Source organism: Gordonia sp. CPCC 206044 (assembly GCF_048537895.1).
Lineage (GTDB): Bacteria > Actinomycetota > Actinomycetes > Mycobacteriales > Mycobacteriaceae > Gordonia.
Window position 1 is genome coordinate 1 of sequence record NZ_JBCLVL010000001.1, and the last position, 21,362, is coordinate 21,362.

General features: G+C 66.0%; 24 protein-coding genes and 1 pseudogene. 5 read left to right on the forward strand and 20 right to left on the reverse strand.

Translation table 11 applies throughout. The features are described from left to right. Positions 1–190: 190 nt before the first annotated feature. Positions 191–970: an SDR family oxidoreductase gene (locus AAFP35_RS00005; protein WP_419219454.1), complete on the reverse strand. Its 780-nt coding sequence runs from the start codon at positions 968–970 to the stop codon at positions 191–193. Between the two features lie 132 nt (positions 971–1,102). Between AAFP35_RS00005 and AAFP35_RS00010 the strand changes: the two genes are divergently transcribed. After that, on the forward strand, positions 1,103–1,729 hold the full coding sequence (locus AAFP35_RS00010) for a TetR/AcrR family transcriptional regulator (RefSeq protein ID WP_419219455.1): 627 nt from the start codon (positions 1,103–1,105) through the stop codon (positions 1,727–1,729). Positions 1,730–1,831: 102 nt separating this feature from the next. On the opposite strand, the gene AAFP35_RS00015 is transcribed toward AAFP35_RS00010, so the two are convergent. Beyond that, a complete protein-coding gene (locus AAFP35_RS00015) occupies positions 1,832–3,046 on the reverse strand; it encodes an oxygenase MpaB family protein (RefSeq protein WP_419219456.1) in 1,215 nt (404 codons plus the stop codon). Between the two features lie 248 nt (positions 3,047–3,294). Between AAFP35_RS00015 and AAFP35_RS00020 the strand changes: the two genes are divergently transcribed. Beyond that, on the forward strand, positions 3,295–3,837 hold the full coding sequence (locus AAFP35_RS00020) for a gluconokinase (RefSeq protein ID WP_419219457.1): 543 nt from the start codon (positions 3,295–3,297) through the stop codon (positions 3,835–3,837). Between the two features lie 30 nt (positions 3,838–3,867). Here AAFP35_RS00020 and AAFP35_RS00025 read toward each other — a convergent pair whose 3' ends face one another. Then, complete coding sequence (locus AAFP35_RS00025) at positions 3,868–4,209, reverse strand: VOC family protein (protein ID WP_419219458.1); 342 nt, start codon at positions 4,207–4,209, stop codon at positions 3,868–3,870. Between the two features lie 112 nt (positions 4,210–4,321). Between AAFP35_RS00025 and AAFP35_RS00030 the strand changes: the two genes are divergently transcribed. Beyond that, positions 4,322–4,771: an HAD hydrolase family protein gene (locus AAFP35_RS00030; RefSeq protein ID WP_419219459.1), complete on the forward strand. Its 450-nt coding sequence runs from the start codon at positions 4,322–4,324 to the stop codon at positions 4,769–4,771. A gap of 4 nt (positions 4,772–4,775) precedes the next feature. Here AAFP35_RS00030 and AAFP35_RS00035 read toward each other — a convergent pair whose 3' ends face one another. After that, a complete protein-coding gene (locus AAFP35_RS00035; protein ID WP_419219460.1) occupies positions 4,776–5,114 on the reverse strand; it encodes a hypothetical protein in 339 nt (112 codons plus the stop codon). Between the two features lie 175 nt (positions 5,115–5,289). Between AAFP35_RS00035 and AAFP35_RS00040 the strand changes: the two are divergent. After that, positions 5,290–6,406, forward strand: a pseudogene (locus tag AAFP35_RS00040) (NDMA-dependent alcohol dehydrogenase). A 27-nt stretch (positions 6,407–6,433) separates the two neighbouring features. On the opposite strand, the gene phnN reads toward AAFP35_RS00040, so the two are convergent. The 13 genes from phnN to AAFP35_RS00105 all read right to left on the reverse strand — a co-directional run bounded on the left by phnN (position 6,434) and on the right by AAFP35_RS00105 (position 18,084). Beyond that, positions 6,434–7,042 (reverse strand): phosphonate metabolism protein/1,5-bisphosphokinase (PRPP-forming) PhnN, encoded by a 609-nt coding sequence (gene phnN, locus AAFP35_RS00045; RefSeq protein WP_419219461.1) that lies wholly within the window; start codon positions 7,040–7,042, stop codon positions 6,434–6,436. After that, complete coding sequence (locus AAFP35_RS00050; protein WP_419219462.1) at positions 7,039–8,214, reverse strand: alpha-D-ribose 1-methylphosphonate 5-triphosphate diphosphatase; 1,176 nt, start codon at positions 8,212–8,214, stop codon at positions 7,039–7,041. The genes phnN and AAFP35_RS00050 overlap by 4 nt, the downstream gene beginning before the upstream one ends. A 10-nt stretch (positions 8,215–8,224) precedes the next feature. Then, the gene (locus AAFP35_RS00055) at positions 8,225–8,902 is read right to left on the reverse strand and encodes a DUF1045 domain-containing protein (RefSeq protein WP_419219463.1); all 678 of its coding nucleotides are present in this window, start codon (positions 8,900–8,902) and stop codon (positions 8,225–8,227) included. Beyond that, positions 8,899–9,633, reverse strand: coding sequence for a phosphonate C-P lyase system protein PhnL (gene phnL, locus AAFP35_RS00060; protein ID WP_419219464.1), 735 nt, complete (start codon positions 9,631–9,633; stop codon positions 8,899–8,901). The genes AAFP35_RS00055 and phnL overlap by 4 nt, the downstream gene beginning before the upstream one ends. 13 nt (positions 9,634–9,646) lie before the next feature. After that, positions 9,647–10,423 (reverse strand): phosphonate C-P lyase system protein PhnK, encoded by a 777-nt coding sequence (gene phnK, locus AAFP35_RS00065; protein WP_419219465.1) that lies wholly within the window; start codon positions 10,421–10,423, stop codon positions 9,647–9,649. Beyond that, positions 10,420–11,295 (reverse strand): alpha-D-ribose 1-methylphosphonate 5-phosphate C-P-lyase PhnJ, encoded by an 876-nt coding sequence (locus AAFP35_RS00070; protein ID WP_419219466.1) that lies wholly within the window; start codon positions 11,293–11,295, stop codon positions 10,420–10,422. Before AAFP35_RS00070 ends, phnK begins: the two co-directional genes overlap by 4 nt. After that, positions 11,292–12,419: a carbon-phosphorus lyase complex subunit PhnI gene (locus AAFP35_RS00075; RefSeq protein ID WP_419219467.1), complete on the reverse strand. Its 1,128-nt coding sequence runs from the start codon at positions 12,417–12,419 to the stop codon at positions 11,292–11,294. Before AAFP35_RS00075 ends, AAFP35_RS00070 begins: the two co-directional genes overlap by 4 nt. Then, positions 12,419–13,051, reverse strand: a complete 633-nt coding sequence (phnH, locus tag AAFP35_RS00080) for a phosphonate C-P lyase system protein PhnH (RefSeq protein WP_419219468.1) — start codon at positions 13,049–13,051, stop codon at positions 12,419–12,421. The genes AAFP35_RS00075 and phnH overlap by 1 nt, the downstream gene beginning before the upstream one ends. Next, entirely contained in the window at positions 13,048–13,536 is a 489-nt protein-coding gene (phnG, locus tag AAFP35_RS00085; protein ID WP_419219469.1) for a phosphonate C-P lyase system protein PhnG, read from the reverse strand. The genes phnH and phnG overlap by 4 nt, the downstream gene beginning before the upstream one ends. A gap of 113 nt (positions 13,537–13,649) precedes the next feature. Then, positions 13,650–15,368 (reverse strand): phosphonate ABC transporter, permease protein PhnE, encoded by a 1,719-nt coding sequence (gene phnE / locus AAFP35_RS00090; RefSeq protein WP_419219470.1) that lies wholly within the window; start codon positions 15,366–15,368, stop codon positions 13,650–13,652. Positions 15,369–15,372: 4 nt separating this feature from the next. Further along, positions 15,373–16,212: a phosphonate ABC transporter ATP-binding protein gene (gene phnC / locus AAFP35_RS00095; RefSeq protein WP_419219471.1), complete on the reverse strand. Its 840-nt coding sequence runs from the start codon at positions 16,210–16,212 to the stop codon at positions 15,373–15,375. Between the two features lie 63 nt (positions 16,213–16,275). Then, positions 16,276–17,217: a phosphate/phosphite/phosphonate ABC transporter substrate-binding protein gene (locus AAFP35_RS00100; RefSeq protein WP_419219472.1), complete on the reverse strand. Its 942-nt coding sequence runs from the start codon at positions 17,215–17,217 to the stop codon at positions 16,276–16,278. Positions 17,218–17,370: 153 nt separating this feature from the next. Continuing rightward, complete coding sequence (locus AAFP35_RS00105) at positions 17,371–18,084, reverse strand: GntR family transcriptional regulator (RefSeq protein ID WP_419219473.1); 714 nt, start codon at positions 18,082–18,084, stop codon at positions 17,371–17,373. Between the two features lie 263 nt (positions 18,085–18,347). Between AAFP35_RS00105 and AAFP35_RS00110 the strand changes: the two genes are divergently transcribed. After that, positions 18,348–19,472 carry a nitronate monooxygenase gene (locus AAFP35_RS00110; protein WP_419219474.1) on the forward strand — a complete coding sequence of 375 codons (1,125 nt, stop codon included), beginning with the start codon at positions 18,348–18,350 and terminating at the stop codon, positions 19,470–19,472. Positions 19,473–19,610: 138 nt separating this feature from the next. On the opposite strand, the gene AAFP35_RS00115 is transcribed toward AAFP35_RS00110, so the two are convergent. The 3 genes from AAFP35_RS00115 to AAFP35_RS00125 all read right to left on the reverse strand — a co-directional run bounded on the left by AAFP35_RS00115 (position 19,611) and on the right by AAFP35_RS00125 (position 21,285). Continuing rightward, complete coding sequence (locus AAFP35_RS00115; protein WP_419219475.1) at positions 19,611–20,087, reverse strand: glutathione peroxidase; 477 nt, start codon at positions 20,085–20,087, stop codon at positions 19,611–19,613. A 179-nt stretch (positions 20,088–20,266) separates the two neighbouring features. Beyond that, on the reverse strand, positions 20,267–20,866 hold the full coding sequence (locus AAFP35_RS00120; protein WP_419219477.1) for a hypothetical protein: 600 nt from the start codon (positions 20,864–20,866) through the stop codon (positions 20,267–20,269). 113 nt (positions 20,867–20,979) lie between these two features. Continuing rightward, positions 20,980–21,285, reverse strand: coding sequence for a hypothetical protein (locus AAFP35_RS00125; protein WP_419219478.1), 306 nt, complete (start codon positions 21,283–21,285; stop codon positions 20,980–20,982). Between the last annotated feature and the right edge of the window lie 77 nt (positions 21,286–21,362).

Genomic DNA, 21,362 nt, shown 5'->3' on the forward strand with positions numbered 1-21,362 from the left:
CACCGCCGAACACAACGTACGAGTGTGGCCCCCGAATCACCGATTCGGGGGCCACACTCATATACACGACCCGGCCCGGTATTCGACCACCATCGAATACCGGGCCAGAGTCATATCCAGACCCATTTCGCTCGAGTCGCCTCACCGGTTCTAGGCGTGGTGAACTCGAATCGCTCGTCGTGTCCGGTACTCATACCGGCTCGGACTGGAGTGCGGGGCCGAGGAACAGTCCGCCGTCGATGACGTATTCGGATCCGGTGATGAACGACGCTTCTGATGACGTGAGGAACAGCAGAAGACGGCTGACATCGTCGGGGTCTCCGAGCCGAGGGATCGCGAACGGATCAGGGGAGTAGAAGTCGGCGATCGCCGAGGTGGCGCCCACCGCCGGTTGGTGGATGAACGGCGTGGAGATCACGCCGGGATGGATCGTGTTCACCCGGATCTGGTCGCGTCCGAGTTCGAGCGCTGCCGTTTGCGTGAGTCCCCGCACGGCCCACTTGCTGGCAACGTACGGCGCATAGTGCGCCGTACCGCCCATACCCATGATCGAGGCGATGTTGACGATGGAACCGCCGGCTGCGCGGCGCAGGGCCGGGGCTGCGACCTTGATCCCGAGGAAGCTCCCCGTCAGATTGATGTCCAGTATGCGCGACCACGTGGCCTGGTCTGTGTGTTCGATCGGTGCGGGCGGGTTCTGCACTCCGGCGTTGTTGACGAGTACGTTCAGGCCGCCGAAGGTGTTCTCGGCGGCCATGACCGCAGCAGACCACGAGCTCTGGTCGGTGACGTCGAGCCGAATGAATCGAACGCGGGCGCCGAGCTCATCCGCGAGATCGGCGCCGCGTTCCTCGTCGAGGCCACCGATCATCACGTTTGCTCCTTCCGCGTGAAAGGCGCGTACGTGGCTCGTTCCCTGGCCGCCGGTCCCGCCGGTGATGAGTACGGTCTGGTTGTCGAAGCGCGGCATCAGTTGTTCCTTCGTTACATGGGCACGGTGGGCGGAGATGGGGTGCGCAAGTGGTGAGCCGCGTGACTCGCCACTCCGAGGCTAGGACGGCATACGAGGTGAGTCAAGCCACTCACCTCGTATGCTGAGTCGATGAGCAGTTCCGTGACGACGTATCACCAGCGGGTGGCCGAAGAGAAGCGCGCGCTGATCGTGCAGGCTGCGACGGAATTGTTTCTCGAGCTCGGGTACGACCGGACCTCCTTGGCGCGTATCGCGGAGTGCTCGGGAGTATCGCGGGCAACCTTGTTCAAGCAGTTCCCGAGCAAGGCTGCCTTGTTCGACGCGATCGTGACGGAGTCGTGGTCGACAGCTGACGAGGAGGAGGCTCCGCCGGCAGGGGATGTCGTCAGGGGGCTCGGCGTCATCGGCCGCAGGTACGCAGCGTTGTTGGGCCGCGCCCAGATGAGCGATCTGTTCAGGATCGTCATCGCAGAGCTGCCGCGGTTTCCGGAGCTGGCCGACGCGCAATTCTCGAACGGCAAGATGCCGTACTTCGAGTCCCTACGCAGCTACCTCTTGGCCGAGCACGATGCGGGAACGGTGCGGATCGACGACGTGGATCTCGCGGCAACCCAGTTCTTGGGCATGATCTCCAACTACGTGTTCTGGCCCGCGCTCCTGGTGCCGGGCTGGGAGGTGAGCTCCGAACGTACCGCGCAGGTGGTCGAGGAGGCAGTCCGTACCTTCGCTGCTCGGTATGCCACGGCTGAGCCGTAAGTGGCCGTCGGCGTCCGGGCGACGCCCGCGGCAGAGGGAGCACGGGCCCCAATTGCTGCGGGGTTACACATGCAACGCTGTGACCGACCGCGGAGAGCGTCCTCAGGCAGCGTGCCCGGTGATGTGGTTGGCCGCGGCGCCAATCGCCGCGCCGTCGGAGACCATGGTGCGCATGAAGCGCTGACTCCGTCGTTCACCGCGGTCGGCGGCTCGACGGCGTCCGCCGGGAAGCGTCATCGCCGCGATGGATTCGACGAGATTGACGGGCAATCGAACTACCGGATACCAGGGCAGGCTGAAGGCAGGAAGTCCGAGTGAACGCATCCCGCCCGGCCCGAGGAATGCGCTGGTGATCCCCAGATGCTGAGCACGGGCGAGGCGTCGTCGGATGGTCGGGAACCGGTCGTAGTGCCATGCCAGAGGGTCCTCGACCATGGGCAACGAGAGTTGACGGGTGGTCTCGTCGGGCGTCGAGAGCGCCAGAGACGTGTGGTAAAGCACTCGGATGCAGTCGCGGAAGTCGGTCGGTAGGAACTCGTCGTCGATGCCCATCAGCCAACCGACGTATCGGGTCAGATGTGCCACGGCCCCGTATTCGCTGGGCCGATTGATCAGTCCCAGCCCGACGCCGCCGACCGACGGTGCGACCAGTGCGCCGACGATGGTGGCGGCCATGTCCGTCTGGTTGATCGGTAGACCGAACGCGTCGGCATCCCAATCAGGCAGGGCGGCCACATGTTTACGGACCATCGAGTGGATGAGGCGGACGCGCAATGTCGAACAGTAGCCGGCGCCACCTCGGTCCAGCCCACCTTCGGAGATGACGTCGGTGGCCCATTGCGAGGTCTCGGCGAACCGCTGGTTGGAACCCTTCTCGAGTGCGCCAGTTCGCAACAGCGTCTGATTGAACCCCGCGAACATATAGCCACCGAGGAGGGCCACGTCTCGGGCGACGTACAGCCCGTCGGCGCCGCCGCTACGCATCACCTGACCGGCGACCTCGAGTCGGCGCCGGTCGACCCATTGGGGAGTGGCCTCGACCAAGGAAAAGAACTCGACCAAGGGCTCGGGCGCGTCGGGGATGCTGTCCACCCCATGCACGAGGGCGCGCTCGAAGAGCGGTCTCGTGGTGGCCATCCCGGTCGCCGACATCCAGTCCACCAGGCGATCGGCCGGCTCGTCGCCGACGGTCAGGCATTCACCGAGTCTGCGGAACTCGGCATCGGTGGGCGGTTGGAGCCCGAGTGCGAGCGCGAAGGCGCGGATACCGATCGGGATCGCACACGGTTGGTCTGGATGTCGCGTGGGAATGGTCATCGATCCGCTCCTTCAGGCGTCCGAGATCACGCGCCCAGACGCTCGTCTCGACCGTAGCATGGACGCGAGACGATCATTCGTATGCGTCTCAAACCGCAGGCAGGGTGGATATCGAGACTAACGGGGGTGCTCCAGACGGCGGCCCTCCACGAGCAGGGCGGACTGGGGTCGATCGGAGGCGGCCACTCGTCGGCCGGTGTCCGTATGCCCTTGTTGCACGACGAAAGCACATGGATCACCGTTGACGGGTGTCGTTCGTTGTCCATGAGTATCCGGGGCCGGCCATCGTCGTGATGGGTGTGTCGGGATGCGGCAAGTCTTTGGTCGGTGAACTGTTGGCGGCGCGCCTCGGGGCGGCTTTCGCCGACGCCGACGACTTCCACAGCGAGACGAACCGAGAAAAGATGGCCGCCGGGATCCCTCTCACCGACGCCGATCGGCTACCTTGGTTGACGCGATTGGCGAGGTGGCTGCACACCGAACGGGAGCGCGGGCAGCGCCCGGTGCTGGCATGCTCGAGCCTTCGTCGGCCGTACCGCGACGTCCTGCGCAGTCTCGATGATCGGATCCTCTTCGTGCATCTCTTGGTACCGATCGACGTCGTCCGGGTGCGGGTACGTGAGCGCAGCGATCACCACTTCATGCCCGAATCGCTCGTCGACTCCCAATTCCTGGCGCTCGAACCACTGGCCGCCGACGAACCCGGCATCACCGTGGACGCTGACGTGTCACCGTCCGCGTTGGTGGATGGCATCCTCCGTCGACTCCGTTCTGCCGACGACACGCAATGACCGCGGGCTGAGCGTCAACCCGGCGAGTGATCAGTCCGGACCGCCACCCACCCCGATCTCGTTGCCGTCCGGGTCGCGGAAGACGACCTTCCGGACCCCGTTGTCGTAGGTCTCCTGAGATTGCGGTTCGACGCCACGGTCTGCGGCCGCCGACAGGAATCCGTCCAGGTCATCGAGGAACAAGGTCACGCGACCATGGCCGGCGTCTTCGGGCGCGACCACCGCATACAGATGACCGTGCTCGGTGACCGTCCATACGCGTTCGACGTCATTGGGGTCGAACGACTCGACATCACCCAGTAGTCGCTCGAACCAGGCGGCCGCCCTGGACAGGTCGCTGACCGCGATCCCGGCGAACAGATCCATTGTCATCGCCTCCTGATCAGGTCGACTCCGACGGGCGACGGAACTCATCGGGGCGATGTGCCGGGCCCGCGACGGAGCGGAGTGCTTGACTCGTGCGGCTCTGCCGAGGATGGGCCCGATGACCATTCCGATCCCGCGCGTGCCCACCGACCTCCGACTCATCGTCACCGACATGGACGGCACCCTGCTCGACGAGTCCAAGCGGACTCCGGACTCGCTGTGGCCTCTGCTCGACGAACTCACTCGCCGCGGCATCGTGTTCGGTCTCGCGAGCGGCCGGCAGGCGGCGACTCTGCCGGATCAGCTGGGGCATGCGGTGCCCGGCCTCGTGGTGATCGCCGAAAACGGGTCCGTGGTCGCCCGAGGCGACGAGATGCTCCACGTGGCGCCACTCGACGCAGGCGTCGGATCTGTGCTCGTGCGGTCGCTCCTCCCGAGATCCTCGCTGCAGCACGATATGTCGCTGCGAGGAACGACGCGAACGGCGCAGTGCGGACGATCGCTGTGGCCGTGGGGCAACCGGATCCGGGCTGAAAGTTCGCGTGACGGTGCCGAGGACGTCGGCTGAGGGGTCACACCGGTCGGAACACATGCATGACCGGTGGGGCCGACTCCAGGTCGATGGCCGTGGTCATCTCGAGCGTGCCGTCGGCGAGTGCCGCGTTGATGCGGTCGACTGTTCCAGAAACATCGTCGGGGTCGATCTCGTAGATGGCGAGGTATGGGTTGGCGGGCGCCGGTGTCTCGGCGCCCTGATCCGCATCGATCCGGTAGCGGCGGGCGCCCAATACGCCGGGAACACGTTCGATCAACTGCGGGATGTGTATCTCGTCGTACCAGCGGTTGAGCTCCTGCTCGTCCGAGGTGTCGGCGGGCCGGACGAAGGCGAGTAGCACGGCGTTTGCGGTCATGGGATCTCCGGATTCAGGCTTGCGAGTTGACGATCCAGCTGCGTGCGGCCGTGTCGACAACGGGGCGGAAAACGTGACGTGTGCGGCAACCTGAATGGTTCCAGCGTTGCCTTTCAATCATTGCAATGATAGACAAATGTAACGGGTATCACAGTTGGAATCGAGGAGTCGCTGTATGAAAACCAGGGGAGCGCTCTTGTGGGAGCCCGGGACGAAGTCCGGATGGTCGGTCGAGGACATAGAGATCGACGATCCGCAGGACCGCGAAGTCCTCGTGCGCTTGGCGGCCACCGGTATCTGCCACTCTGACGATCACGTCGATACCGGCGACATCCCTCTGGACTGGGCGCCACTGCTCGGCGGCCACGAGGGCGCAGGCATCGTGGAGCAAGTCGGTTCAGGTGTTACGGATCTCGCCGTCGGCGATCATGTCGTCTTCTCTTTCCTGCCTGCCTGTGGAAAGTGCAAGCCTTGTGTCGCAGGCGAACAGAACCTCTGTGACCTCGGAGCCGGCGTTTTGGGTGGCGTCACCCTTGATGGCGATCATCGGATTCACGCTCGTGGCCAGGGAGTCGGGGCGATGTGCTTCTTGGGTACCTTCAGCCCCTATGTGGTCGCGCCGATCGACTCGGTGATCAAGATCGACAAGGCGATTCCGCTCGACATCGCCGCATTGGTCGGATGCGGAGTGCCGACCGGATGGGGTTCTGCCGTCTACGCCGCCGAAACACAGATCGGCGACACTGTGGTGGTCTTCGGGGTTGGCGGAGTCGGCATGAACGCGGTAGGGCGCGAAGTTCGCCGGCGCCACACAGATCGTCGCGGTCGACCCAATCCCGTTCAAGCGTGAGAAGGCGATCGAATTCGGTGCCACCCACACCGCCGCGGATGCGATGGAGGCTCTCGCACTCGTCGAAGAGATCACCAACGGGCGTCTGGCCGATCGGGCCATCTTCACGGTGGGGGTTGCGGACGGCAAACTGATCCAGGGCATGCACGCCCTCGTGCGCAAGGGGGGCGTCATGGTGTGTACGTCGGCTGCGCCCGCGTTGCAGACTGAGATCAGCATCGATCTGCTCAGCCTGACGATGTCGGGAAAGCGATTGCAGGGAGCGCTGTTCGGTTCGTGCGCACCGCGCAACGACATCCCGATGTTGCTGGACCTGTATATGCGTGGCGCGTTGAAACTGGAGGAATTGGTCACCACTCGGTACGGCCTCGAGGACATCAATCTGGCGATCGCAGATCTGCGTGCGGGCACCAATATCCGCGGGTTGATCGTCTACGACTAGATCGTCATCGTGCGGCCTCCGGCGCGCTTACGGGGAGGCATCGGTTGCTGTCGCGGGAAATCTGGTTGCTGTGGCGGGGTTTTCGGTTGCTGTCGCGAGGTGGGTGCGCAGGAAACCCAGGAGTCGCGTGCCGGCCTCCTCGACCGTGCCATCGTTGACGATCTCCAGATCGACGGCATGGTCGGGTGCGGGATCGGGGCGCGTCAACCGTGCGGCGGCGGCATCGACGTCCTCGCGTCCGCGCTGTGCCAGACGGTCCCGGCGTACCTCCTCGGACACCGTGACCCGCACGACGGCGAACCGTGGGAACCGATGTGGCAGATCGCCGAGCACGGTGCGGGAAACGTTGACCACGGCGACGGCGCCGGCCGCGACCCGGTCCGCGGTGTCGGTGCCGATCCCGTACCGCAGGGCGTGCGCCCGCCAGGAGAGCGCGAAGGCCCCTGCGTCGTCAAGCGCGGCGAACTCGGAGTCGCTCACGGCCACATGGTCTTCACCGGGACCTTCGGGACGGGTGATCACCCGGCGCGGGAACACCACGCCGGGAACATCCGCGAGCTGTTCGCGCGCAACATCGATCACCGAGTCCTTACCGGCCCCACTGGGCCCGACGACGGCGACGAACACGCCGGTCACGACACCCGCCGTCCCGTCCGCCACACACCGCGCACGATCGGCACCTGGTCGACCGGTCCCACCCCTTCGGCCACCTGCGCCTGGTGTAGGTGGACCCGCACCAGGTCGGCGCGCCGACCTGGTGCCACGATGCCGCGGTCGTCGAGCCCGACGGCCGCAGCGGGGTTGGCGCTCACCAGCGCGACGCTTTCCGGCAGCGACAGCGCGCCACTGTCGGTCAGCGAGAACGCGGCCTGCAGAGGACTCGACGGCACATAATCGCTCGACAGTACGTCGAGAAGACCGGCCGCGACCAGGTCGGTCGCGGCGACGTTCCCCGAATGTGATCCCCCTCGAACAACATTCGGGGCACCCATCACCACCACCTGCCCGGCCGCGCGAGCGGCGTCGGCGGCCACGAGAGTGGTGGGGAACTCGGAGATGCGCACACCGAGCGCTGACGACTCGGCGACGTGGTCGGCCGTGGCGTCGTCGTGCGCGGCGATGGTGATCCCGCGATCGCGGGCCCGCGCCGCCAGCGCCACTCGATTGGTGTCGGAGTACTGCTCGGCCCGCGTGTGCAACTGGGCGACGTGGGCGTCGAAACCCTCGGGGCTGAGCCGGTGCTTGCCGACCATGTAGGTGCGGAAGGCCTCGATGTCGGCGTACTGCCGTTGGCCGGGTGTGTGGTCCATCAGGGAGACCAGACGCACCCGCTCGTGCGTACCGAGTTCGTCGAACGCATCGAGGACATCGGGAGTCCCCACCTCACAGCGCAGGTGGATGAAATGCTCGGCACGCAGCAACCCCGCCGTCTGCGCGTGCGTGACGGCGCCGGCCAGCGTGCCGGCGTCCCGACTGATCGTCGTGTCCCCGGGGCCGCTGCCGATACGCAATGCGTCCAGAACCGTCGTCACGCCGGAGGCGGCCATCTGGGCATCGTGTGCGACGACGGCGGGCACCGGAGCCCAGAAGCGTTGTGGCCGCGGCTGGTAATGGCTCTCCACCTGATCGGTGTGGAGTTCGACGACGCCGGGGAGCAGGTAGTCGCCGTCGAGGTCCTCGCCCGCGCTGGTCGACGTACCCGCGGAGACGTCGGTGATGACTCCGTCGACGACACGTACCGAACCGTGGATCACGTCATCCGACAGCACGATTCGCGCATTCCGGAGGATCATCTCTGAGGCAGTCATCGGTCCTTCTCTACGAGGTGGGTGCGGCCGCGGTGGCCGGCAGCGGGTGGGTGGACAACGGTCGGAAGGGATGACCGGGTTCGGGCTCGACGCAGACCGTGAGCGAGGTGAGCGCGACGTCGCATCCGACGATCTCGGCGAAATGGCGCCCGATCGCCGCATCGACGGCCGGTGCACGGGCGGCCGACAACCGATCGGTGAGCGTCATGTGAAATCGGAACTCATCGAGCACGTAGGGATACCCCCACGCCTCGAGCAACTGTCGTTGGCGCGAGGACAGTCGATCGGGACGCCGCCGCGCGCGATCGACGTCGTCGAGTGGCGCACGCAGATGGTCGAGTCCGCACACGACCTCGGCGGCGAGGGCGTCGATGTCCGCGGTCGGTCCTGACGGCACCAACGCGCGGAAGGCGCCGATGGCCGTGGGCCGCAACGAGTGCAGCGTCACCTGTCGTTGCGCGTCGGCCAGATCGGCGACCGCATCGACGATCATGTGCTCGCTCACCCCCGCGGCCGGACGGAACGGTGCCTTGATCGTGCCGTGGAATCCGTAGCGCCGGGCGTCGGTGGTGACGTCATGGAGTTCGGCCCTCGCCAACCAGGCATCGGCTGCCCTGCGCAATGCTGCTGCCGGCTCCGTCGCGCCGACGTCGATGCCGGGTATCGCATACACCGCATACCGGGTCATGCCACGGCCCCTGCCGACACCCGCGCCGGGTCCGGAGAGAACCCCGTGACGTCGACGATCATGTCGGCGACCTCTTCGCGGACCGTGGCGTCATGGAAGATCGCCAGCATGCCGACCCCACGAGCAAGGCGTTCCCGGATCAGTTCGATGACGACCGCACGGTTGGCGGCATCCAACGATGCGGTCGGCTCGTCCAGCAGCAGCAGGGGCCGTTCGGCGACGAAACCGCGGGCGATGTTCACGCGCTGCTGTTCGCCACCGGAGAAGGTCGCCGGTGGCAGGTCCCACAGGCGGCGCGGAATACCCAAGCGTTCCAACAGTTCCGCGGCATCACGTCCGGCGTCTTCGTCGGACGCTCCGCGCTCGATGAGCGGTTCGGCGACCACGTCCAGGGCACTCACGCGGGGGACCGCGCGCAGGAACTGGCTGACATATCCCACGGAGTCGCGACGGGCGGCGATGATCTCGCGCGGTTGCGCGGTCACCAGGTCGAGGATGCGGTCGCCGCGACGTATCAGAATCTGTCCACGGTCGGCGCCGTAGCTGCCGTACACCATCTTGAGGATGGTGCTCTTTCCCGCACCCGACTCGCCGCCCAGGACGACGCAGGCGCCTCGCGGGACCGCGACGTCCACGTTGCGAAGCACGGGAAGCCGTTGTCCTCCTTGGAGATGCAATGTGAAGGTCTTGGCGACGTCGACGAGTTCGAGTGCCAGGTCGTCATCCATCATGCTGGTCATCCGTTCAGCCCTGCAGAATCGAGGACACGAGTAGTTGTGTGTAGGGGGTCTGCGGGTCTTCGAGCACGCGGTCGGTGAGACCCTGCTCGATGATCCCGCCGTCTTTCATCACGAGGGTGCGATGCGAGATGAGGCGTGCGACGGCGAGGTCGTGCGTCACGATCACCACGGCCAACCCGAGATCGGCGACCAGTGAACGGATGAGATCGAGCAACCGTGCCTGGACCGATACGTCCAACCCGCTCGTCGGTTCATCCATGAACACCAGCCGGGGACCGAACACGAGATTGCGGGCGATCTGCACGCGCTGTCGCATGCCGCCGGAGAAGGTTGCCGGTGTGTCGTCCATGCGCTCCAGCGGGATCTCGACGCGTTCGAGCCACTGTCCTGCGCGCTCCCTGATGCGTCCGTAATGGCGCCAGCCGTTGGCCATCAGTGGCTCGCCCACGTTGCCGCCCGCGCTGACATGCATGCGCAGTCCGTCGGCGGCATCCTGATGGACGAACCCCCACTCGGTGCGCCACAGCCGCCGTATCTCGCGATCGCTGCGTGACGAGAGGTCGGTCAGTGCGTCGTCGATCCGGTAGCGGACGCTGCCCTCGTCGGTGGACAGTTGCTGGGCGAGCATCCCCATCAGGGTGGATTTGCCCGACCCCGACTCGCCCACAACGGCGAGTACCTCGCCCGGCCAGAGGTCGAAACCCACTCCTCGACAACCGAATCGGGAGCCGTAGCGGTGACCTGCGTCCGTGACACTCAGCAGTGGCATCTCGGCGTTCATGCGTCGACCTCTTCGTTGTCGTCGGTGGCGGTCCGATCCGCGGAGGCGCCCTCACAGTGGTCGGTGTCTGAACACACGTACATGGCGCCGCCCTGGTCGTCGAGGATCACCTCGTCGAGGTACACGTTGCGTGATCCGCAGATCTCGCAAGGGGTTTCGAACCGCTGTGGTTCGAAAGGGTGATCCTCGAATCCGAGGCTCTGCACGTCGGTGTAGGGAGGGACCGCGTAGATCCGTTTCTCTCGACCGGCACCGAACAGCTGCAATGCCGGGCTCTGGTCCATCTTGGGATTGTCGAAGCTCGGGATCGGTGAGGGTGCCATCACGTAGCGGCCGTTGACCAGCACCGGGTAGTCGTAGGTCCGCGCGATGCGACCGTAGCGGGCGATGTCCTCGTAGAGCCGGACGAACATCAACCCGTATTCCTCGAGAGCGTGCAGACGACGGGTCTCGGTCTCACGCGGCTCCAACGACCGCAGCGGTTCCGGTTGTGGCACTTGATAAACAATGATCTGCCCGTCGCGGAGGTCCGTCTCGGGGATGCGGTGGCGCGTCTGGATGACCGTCGCCTCGGCCGTGTGCGTGGTGGTCGCGACGTCGGCCACCTTCTCGAAGAACTGACGGATCGAGACGGCGTTGGTGGTGTCGTCGGCGCCCTGGTCGATCACCTTGAGCGTGTCCGCGGAGCCGATCACCGACGCGGTCACCTGGACACCCCCGGTGCCCCAGCCACGGGGCATGGGGACCTCGCGGGAGGCGAAGGGCACCTGGAAGCCCGGGATGGCCACCGCCTTCAACAGCGATCGGCGCACAACGCGTTTCGTCTGCTCGTCGAGGTAACCCTCGTTGTACACGATGCGTGGCTCGGTCACGACAGAACCTCCTGGTCGCTCTCGGTGGGCGTGGGTGTGGCCGGGGTTCGGTGACGTCGGTCGAAGTCGCGACGCAGACCGCGCAGCATCATGAGTTCGGCCTGGAAATCGACGTAGTGCGGGAGTTTGAGATGCTCGACGAATCCGGCGGCCTGCACGTTGTCGGCGTGGCTGATCACGAATTCCTCGTCCTGTGCGGGCGATTCGGTGCGTTCGCCGAACTCGTCTGCCCGCAGGGCGCGGTCGACGAGCGCCATGGACATCGCCTTGCGTTCGGAGCGGCCGAAGACGAGGCCGTACCCGCGGGTGAACTGCGGCGGTTGATCCTGGCCGCCGACGAACTGATTGACCATCTGGCATTCGGTCAGTTCGATCCGTCCGATAGGGAGGGCGTACCCGATCTCGGGTGCGAGGAACTCGACTTCGACCTCGCCGATCCTGATCTCGCCGGCGAACGGATGATTGTTGCCGAACCCACGTTGGGTGGAGTAGCCGAGAGCCAACAGGAATCCCTCGTCGCCGCGGGTGAGGGCCTGCAGTCGGCCGGCGCGGGTCATCGGGAACAGGGTCGGCTCTCGCGTCAGATCGTCGGGCTCCGGATCGTCCCACTCTCCCGCAGGTCGTTCGGGTTCGACGAGTGCGCCTGCGCCGAGAACGTCGGTCACCCGGGGCATGGGCTCGTGGACTGTCTCGTCGTCGGTCACCACGGCGGTCGCACCGGCGGCCGGATCATCGGCCAGCAATCGGTGCGTGTAATCGAATGTGGCGCCGAGCTGTTGGCCGCCGGGGATGTCCTTGAAGGTCGCAGACACCCGTCGGTCGGTGGGCAGGGCCCCGGTGTCGACCGCATCGGTCACCCCGAAGCGGGGCAGGGTGGTGCGGTAGGAACGGAGCAATGTCACCGCCTCGATGACGTCACCTTGGGCCTGTACCAACGCCTTGGCCGCGAGGTCAGGGTCGTGGAGCGATCCCTCCGCCATGACGCGTGCAACCAGAACGCCCAGTTGGTCGCGGATCTGTTGGTGTGCGACAGCCGGGAGATCCGTCGACCCACGCCCCCGGGCGGCAAGGAGCCTGTGGGCGTTGGCGATGGCTTTCTCGCCACCCTTGACAGCGACATACATCAGACGTTCTCCGATCTGGTCTCGAGCGATTCCAGGCGAGTCGTGCGCGGCAGCGCGGACACCGATTCGTGATCGGCGAGGATCAGGTCGATCCCCTGGGGGAAAGCCGATTCGTGGTCGGCGCGATAGGACAGCATCCCGGGCGGCAGGCCGCGACCGTCCCAGGTGACTGCGCCCGGCACGCCCGGCCCGGTGGCGACCAGGGGCGCCTGGGACCCTGCGGTGTCGCGGATGTCGATGATCAGCGTGGCGGAGGCGTGCGGCGACATGTCGCTGCCGGCATCGAGATCGTCCAGGGCCGGTGCATGTTGGGGACCGGAGGCCAGTGCGAAGGAGGCAGCCGCGGCATCGTCGACCACCGGTGCGCCGGTGTGGAATCGAATCCACTGTGCCACCAGATCGTTCGAACGCAGCGGCGTGTCCAGCCACAGTGGGGTGTGCTCGTCGCACAGCGTCAGCACCACGGCTGCGGCGACAGTCCCGAGTGGGGGCGGCGGGGCGAGATCGACGTGCACCGGGTGCGGTGTGGTCGGGCGGGCCATGGCGTCGAGGACACTGCGGAACACGTGCTGGGCGTCCGACACCGGGGTGTGGAATCCTCGCGTGTACACCGCATCCGACGTGGAGGTCATTCGTCGTCCTCCTCGTCGTCGCCGGAGTTCTCCCGGGCCGCGGTGAAGAACTCCACCACGGTGCTGCGAGCCTGTGCATGATGCTCGGTGTCGCGGGCTGTCTGTCGGTGCTCGAGTGGTGCCACGACGTCGCGCAGCACGGTGTCGCCGAGTGGGGAGCACAGCATGGCGTCGAATATCGCTGCGAGTTCGGCATGTTCGGGATCGCTGCCGAGCACGTAGGCGGAGCCGACCGACTCGGTTCCCGTCTGGCTCACCCGCACGGTGGCCCGGGTGACCGTGGCCTCGCCGAGATTGAAGCGCTCGCCGCCGCCTCCAATTCGCCCCTGGACCATCACCAACCCGGTCTCGGATGCCCGGAGATGGTGCACCTCGGGCGGATCCGGCCAGCTACGCCACAACTCGGACAACTCGGTGCGGGATGCGCGTGACAGCGCCCGCGCCGAACGCCGTCTGCGCTCCTGCAGTGTTTCGGTGGTGTTCATGTGGTCTACGGTCCTCCCCGTATGTGCATCGACCTCGTCGTCGTGGTTGACGTCCGGTGAACCGGTAGGCAAACTGCGGGCGACTTGTCACACAATCGCCGCAGGGCAACGCCTTACGCGACGACGCGTCGGATCCATGCCGACACGATCTCCAGTGCGAGAACCACCGCGAGAATCATCAGCAGGATGAGTGTCACTGTCTGGAACTGCTGAACCCGGTTGGCGTTCAACAGGTAATAGCCGATGCCGCCGGCGCCGACGATGCCGAGCAACGTGGCCGAGCGGATGTTGACATCGAGTTGGTACAGCACGTGGGCCACCAGCGCGGGCAACGCCTGTCGCACGGTGGCCGCCATGTGGACCTGCATACGCGAGGCGCCTGTTGCGTGTACGGCGTCCTGGACCCGGATGTCGGTCTCCTCGATCGAGTCGGCGACGAGTTTTCCGAGTAGGCCGACCGATCCGACCCCCAACGCGATGGCACCCGGCACCGGGCCGAGACCCATCATGACGATGAGGATGATCGCGAGGATCAGCTCGGGAAAGGCGCGCACGACGACGATGAGCGATCGGAAGATGTTGGCGATGACGGCGTTCGGCGCGACATTGCGGGCTGCGAGCGCACCGATCGGCACCGCGATCACCACACCGATGAGCGTTGCCGCCAGGCCGATCTGGATCGTCATGAGCATCGCCTGCACCAGGTCGTCCCACGAGCCCGCGGCGCTCGGTGGCCAGAACAGGCCCAGCGTATCGCCGATGTGAGCGAGACTTCCGACCAGGGAGCCCGGATCGATCTCGGAACCGAGCACCGCGAGCGCGATGATGAGCGCGGTGACGGCGACCGCCGCGGTGCGCCGGATACGCTCTGCATCCCACGGGGGCGCGGTGCGGATCCGTCCGGACGACAGATGTTGCGGTTCATGGGTCGCGACGGGCCGGGTCACCCATCCGTCCGCCATCCGATCCATCAGTCCAAGAAGCCCTCGGCGGCGCTCCGGTGACCGTCCGAGCAACGATCTGCGGGCGGCCCCCGAGATCATCTCGACGACCATGCACATCACGAGGACGATGAAGGCCAGCGCCATGCCGCGTTGGTAGTCCATCGTGTTGAGCGCCTCGGCCAGCGCCATGCCGAGCCCACCGACACCGACGTAACCGAGGACCACCGACGCCCGCAGGTTGATGTCGAAGCGGTGCAGCGCGGTCGCCGTGAGTTGCGGTAGCAGCAGTGGCAGGATGCCGGAGACGATCTGTTGTCGTCGACTGGCACCTGCGGTGCGGAGGGCCTCCATCGGGCCGTGATCGAGATCCTCGATCGCGTCGGCGTACAACTTTCCCACCATGCCGATCGAATGCAGTCCCATCGCCAGGATGCCGGGCACGGCACCGAGCCCGAACCAGCGAAAGAAGACGACGGCCATCACGAGGTCGGGGATCGCGCGCATGACGACGATGAAGGACCGCGACGACCACCGGCTCCACCGATGTGTCGCGGTTGTCGAGGCGGCTGCCAGGGCCAGTGGCAATCCGAGGACCACCGACAGCACCGTCGCCACGGTGACGATGGAAAGTGTCTGTGCCATCAGCGATATGGTCTCGCCGAGCGGGGGGAAGTCCAGCGGCACCATGCGGGCGATGAACGATGCGGCGTTCTCTGCTCCGGTGACGAATGCGGCAACGTCGATGCCGAGATCGACGAATGACCAGATGCCGGCGGCCAGCAGTGCCAGCAGGACGGCAGCGGCCGCCGTCGTCGAGGCCCGAGGGCGGGGGCGACGCGGTGGTGGTGGCGCCGTCTGACCGGTCTGCTCGAGCAGCGCGGACGTCATCGTCTCAGGCCCCGCTGGAGGTGAGCGCGGGATATCCCGTGCTGCGGTAGATCTGGAAGACCTCGTCACGGTCCAGACCGCTCATCGGACGGTCGAGCACGACTCGCCCGGAATCGAGCCCGGTGATGCGGTCACCGAAATCCATGGCGATGTCGACCTGATGGAGGCTGCACACCACCGTCAGGCCGAGCTCGCGGGAGATGTCGCGCAGCAGTTCCATCACACTGATCGACGAGACGGGGTCCAGAGATGCGACCGGCTCGTCGGCCAGCAGCAGCGCGGGTTCCTGGATCAGGGCGCGAGCTATCGCGACGCGTTGCTGCTGGCCACCGGAAAGAGTGTCGGCGCGCTGGAAGGCCTTGTCAGCCAGCCCGACTCGTGCCAGATGCGTCATCGCGGCCTCTTTGGTGGACCGGGGATAGGTGAACAATCCGAGTCGCGGCCCGCGCAACGTCCCCAGGCGCCCGGTGCATACGTTCTCCAGCACCGACATCGAACCGACCAGGTGGAAGTGCTGGAAGATCATGCCGACACGCGAGCGGAGCCGACGCAGATCCTTGGCGCCTGCGGTGTGCACCGGCACGCCGAGTGTGTGCACCTGGCCCCGGCTCGGTGGCTGTAACCCGTTGATGCTGCGCAGCAGCGTGGATTTCCCGGAGCCGGACAACCCCAGCAGCACGTTGATCTTGCCCGGGACGAAGTCGACCGTGACGTCGTTCAGCGCGGTCACCGACCCGAAAGTCCGGGTCACCCCGCGCAGTTGCACGCCCTGATCGACGCGATCATGTGTGATCGGCTGTGCCGTGGCGGTTTTGGACCGCCGGATCGTGATGGCGTTCGCCATGTCTGGTCCTTTCTCCCTCATGGCAAGGGGCGGGCACCGTTCGGCGCCCGCCCCTGGTTGATGTCAGGCCACGCAGGATTTCGACTTCGTGACGTCGCAGACCTGTCGTATTCCGTCGTAGGCGGAGTCCTGCACGGGGATGTACCCGTACTTCACGTCCTCGGGCAGCGAGCAGTCGTCCTCGGTGGAACAGATGCCGAGTTTCACCAGGGCAGGCCGGTTGATGTCCTGCTGGAACACCCTGGTGATCTTGTCCTGCATGTCTTTCGGGAGTTTCGTGCTGACCACGGTCGGCGACTTGGGGATGTCGTCGGACTTCCAGATCACCCGGAGGGCGCCGGCCGGGAGCTGACCTGAATCGGGAAGCTGCTGGTCGATCATCGTGTCGTAGGCGAAACCTGCATCGCACGTCCCGTTGAGCACCGACAGCGCCGATGCGTCGTGGCCGCCGGCGAAGACCGGTGTGACACCCGTGTCCGGGTTGATCCCCACCTTGAGCAGTCCCGCGGAGGGGAACAGGTACCCGGATGTCGACGTGGGATCGACGAAACAGACCTTCTTGCCTGCCATGTCGCGCAGCGAGTTGATACCGCTACCCGGCTTGGTGACCGCGTACGAGCGGTAGGTGGGTGCTTCGTCCGGTGAGTCGGCGGGCGCGCCGACCGGTTCTACGCCTGCATCGCTGTCCTTGGCCACCGTGTAGGAGAACGGGCCCAGCGCGGCGATGTCCACCTGACCGGCACGCAATGCCTCGATGACCGCGGCGTAGCTCGTGGCCTGCTGCGTCTCGACCTTCACACCGAGTTGCTTCTCCAGCGCAGCGACCACGGCCTTCGTCTTCTCGGCGATGCCGCTGGCGTTCTCCTCCGGGATCGAGGCGAACGTGAGGGTGTCGGGTTCTGCGCTGTCGCCGCCGGAATCAGATCCCGAACAACCGGACAGGGCCAGCAATCCTGCCACCGCGATCGCTGTCAGCGCGGCACGCGAGGAACTACGAGTGAACATGGGGTTTCCATCCTGGGTGTGAGAACGAGCCGCCGCGGATGCGGCGTGTTACCGGGTACACGCTCACGTCGCCGTCTGGCCCCGGACCGACACGGTCACGAATGTCTGCGAGAACTGCCGTGAACTCTCTCGGAAGTTGCGCAACAACTTGCGTCAGCACTGCCGATGCTCGTATTCCACCGAGATGCACACGCGGTCTTGACGCATCCAACCGCTGCTGACCATCAGAGGCTGACCGTCGTGTCCGTCCTTGGTGAACGTGTCGATACGCCACGCGGGGACCGGTTCGTGCATGGGCAGATGGGTGAGCATGGGTTCGGGTGTCAGGTCCGGAACGACGCGCGTCCAGCTCCGGACCGGGTTGGCGCCTGCGGCCCGGAACAATTCGGTGAGCGACTCGTATGCACGCAGGCGCACCTCCACTTCGGGGAGCACCCGCGGCGAGACCCACTCGTTGACGTAGCTGACGAGTTCGTCGCCCAGGTAACCCACCCGGATCAGGCGCAGGCTGGTGTCGCTGACCTCCGGTCCGAGGCGAGCGGCCACGTCGGCCGGTACGGGTTGTTCGGAGGCGTCGACCACAAAGGTGCGCATCACGCCGCCGGCACGGGCGAAGGTCTCGTGCAGTGACGGCGGTATCCCCGACGACAGCACGTAGTCGAGGCGGCTGTTCACAAAGGTCCCGGCGCCTTGGACCCGTCGCACCAGGAACCGGGCCTCGAGTTGGGCCAGTGCCTTGCGGACGACGTGCCGCGTGACCCCGAACCGTCGCATCAGGGTCGGTTCGCTCGGGAGTTTCGCATCCGCTTCGAGGCGTAGGAGCTCTCCCTCGAGCGCCTCGACAATCGCTCGCGTGCCGTCGTCCATGACGGCGAACGCTAGGCAACGCCCGTGAACGGGGTGCCGATCCGACGCAGACTCCGGGTTAAGACCGGGTGGACCGGGTCGCGAAGTTGCCGGTCGACGGCGGTGCCGATGTCCTACGCCGCCACCGTGTCGACGCGGCGGAGGCCGGTGTGAACGGGGCGGTTGCGTGCACGGTGATCGGTGCGGACTTGTTCCGGGCCGGGGTTTCCGGTATCTAGATTAGAACACGTTCTAATTCTGTCGCCGGTGATTGAGGAGCCTGCATGCACACCCCGATCTGCGATGAGCTCGGTATCGAGTTCCCGATCTTCGCGTTCACCCACTGCCGCGACGTGGTGGTCGCTGTCAGCAAGGCCGGCGGGTTCGGCGTGCTCGGCGCGGTCGGCTTCACCCCGGAGCAACTCGAGATCGAGCTCGACTGGATCGACGAGCACATCGGTGACCATCCCTACGGTGTCGACATCGTGATCCCGAACAAGTACGAGGGCATGGACGCCGACATGTCGGCCGAGGAGCTCACCAAGATGCTCCAGTCGATGGTCCCGCCGGAGACCCTGGATTTCGGGCGCAAGCTGCTGCTCGACCACGGAGTTCCGCTGAGCGAAGGCGACGACAACTCCCTGCAACTGCTCGGCTGGACCGAGGCCACCGCGACCCCGCAGGTGGAGATCGCATTGCAGCATCCCAAGGTCAGCCTGATCGCGAACGCGTTGGGCACGCCGCCCGTCGACATGATCGAGAAGATCCACGCCGCGGGGCGCAAGGTGGCGGCCCTGTGCGGATCGCCCCAGCAGGCTCGCAAGCACGCCGATGCCGATGTCGACATCATCATCGCGCAGGGTGGCGAGGGCGGTGGCCACTGCGGTGAGGTCGGGTCGATCGTGCTGTGGCCGCAGGTCGTCAAGGAGGTCGCCCCGCGTCCGGTGCTGGCCGCAGGAGGTATCGGCAGTGGTCAGCAGATCGCAGCAGCGTTGGCTCTCGGTGCGCAGGGTGCGTGGAGCGGTTCGCAGTGGCTGATGGTGGAAGAAGCCGAGAACACGCCCGTGCAGCAGGCGGCCTACGTGGAGGCCGGTAGCCGTGACACGGTGCGCAGCCGGTCGTTCACGGGCAAGCCGTGCCGCATGCTCCGCAATGACTGGACCGAGGCATGGGAGAACCCGGAGAATCCGGACCCGCTGGGAATGCCGTTGCAGTACATGGTTTCCGGCATGGCCGTCGCCGCGACGCACAAGTACCCCGACCAGACGGTCGACGTCGCGTTCAACCCGGTCGGACAGGTGGTCGGCCAGTTCCAGAAGGTGGAGAAGACCTCGGCCGTCATCGAACGGTGGGTGCAGGAGTACATCGACTCCACCAGCAATCTGGAGACGCTGGCAAACGCCACATAGCACGAACTTCGATGCGGCCCGGTGAATCGTCCTGGGCCGCATCGTCATTGACCGGAAGGGCGGCCGGGCAGCGACAGCCTGGGCCGTGCCGATCCTGTCGAGCCCGAGTCCGGGCCGACGAGATCGGCGCGGTCGACCTCAGAGAACCTTGTCGATGTCGCCGGTGAGTTTCTCCGGCTTCACCGTCGGTGCGAACCGGTCGACCACCGCACCGGACCGGTCGACGAGGAACTTGGTGAAGTTCCACTTGATTCGGTTGCCCAGGACGCCCGACTTCTGTTGGCGCAGCCATCGATAGAGCGGATGGGCGTCGTCGCCGTTGACCTCGATCTTCGCGAACATCGGGAAGGTGACGTCGTAGGTCAGCGAGCAGAAGTTCTTGATCTCTTCGTCGTCGCCCGGTTCCTGGTGGGCGAACTGGTCGCACGGAAAGCCCAGGACCACGAGGCCGCTTTCGGCATAAGTGCGACTGAGTTCCTCGAGACCTTGGTACTGGGGTGTGAAACCGCATTTCGATGCAGTGTTCACGATGAGCAGTGGTCGGCCGCGATAGTCGCCCAGATCGACATCGTTCCCGTCGATGTCCTTGGCGGTGAAATCGTAGGCAGTGGTCATGATGGTCCGTCCTCCCCGTCGAGCCCGATGGCTGGTCTCCAGGCTAGGCCACGGTCGACGCTGACGGAGGAAACGACGTCATCGCCATCGTCTGTAAGGGCATGCGAATGCTGTTCGTACGCAGAACAGTCGACGCCGCTCTCGATACGGATCGGCGTCGCCACGCCGCGAGGCGCGTGTCAGTGCCTGCGGAGTCGGCCGTCTCCACTGCCGGTGAGCAGGGCGAGGTCGGTATCCCACCCGCGACGACGGAAGCGGTCACCGATCTTGCGCACCGCCATGACGAGGAGGAAGCAGACCGCGATCATCGCCGCGTAGAAGGCGATGCCCACCACGACGGCGCCGAGCCGGGCGTCCGAAGCGGTGATGGGCGCATGGGTCGAGGCCCCGTTGTCGTCGACCCACACGGTGAATCGATCACCGCGCTCGGTGCTCACATCGTCGACGTGCACGGTTTCGGTGTGGGGCACCGACCGGTACGTCCAGCGCGCGGTGACGAGCCCACCGTTCTGGCCCTCGCTCACGAACCCGGAGCTGTTGTCGACGGCAGTCGCCTGGACCGGGTGGATCGTCTGGGCCTGCTCGCTCATCGCCTTCATGCGGGAGTCGTACATCCCGCCCTGCACCGAGACGGCCAACGGGATGGCGACCAGCGCGAGCGCGAATGCGAGGCAGACCATCAGGGCCTCGATGCGGTCGACCCGCCGGATCAGCGGATTACGACTGACCAACGAGGCAAGCGTCCGGCGGCGTGGGGTCCACCCGGATGACCTGGTCATCCGAGTCCGTCCCGAGAAGCCGCGCATACCTTCGATAGTGGCACCGAGTGCCGGGCTGAATCCAGTCATTCGGGTCGTCGACGACCAACATCACATCTGAGGGCCGGATGGCGTCAGCGGTCCAGGCTGCGGAAGTAGGCGCGCACCCCGACCCCAGCGATCGTGGCACCTGCCCCTGCCGCGAGCCAGGATCGCCGGTCGCGGGCCCCGGTGCGCTGTGCATAGATCAGGGCGGCTGTGCCCGCGGCATTCACCCCCGCCCACACTGCATTGAGCATCGGCGAGGAGTCTCCACGGCCGGGGGGATCGGCGAACGGGGTGGGAAAGGGCGAGCCGGACACGGCATGCGCCAGATGGGGAACGATGTTGGCAGACAGCGCGCCCGCCGATGCCCACGCCAGAATCGATCTCGCCGACATAGATGTCCTTGTCTGTCAGTCGTGGTCGTCGATGTCTCGATCCCCGACGCTACCCGGCCGACACATCCGATGCCCCC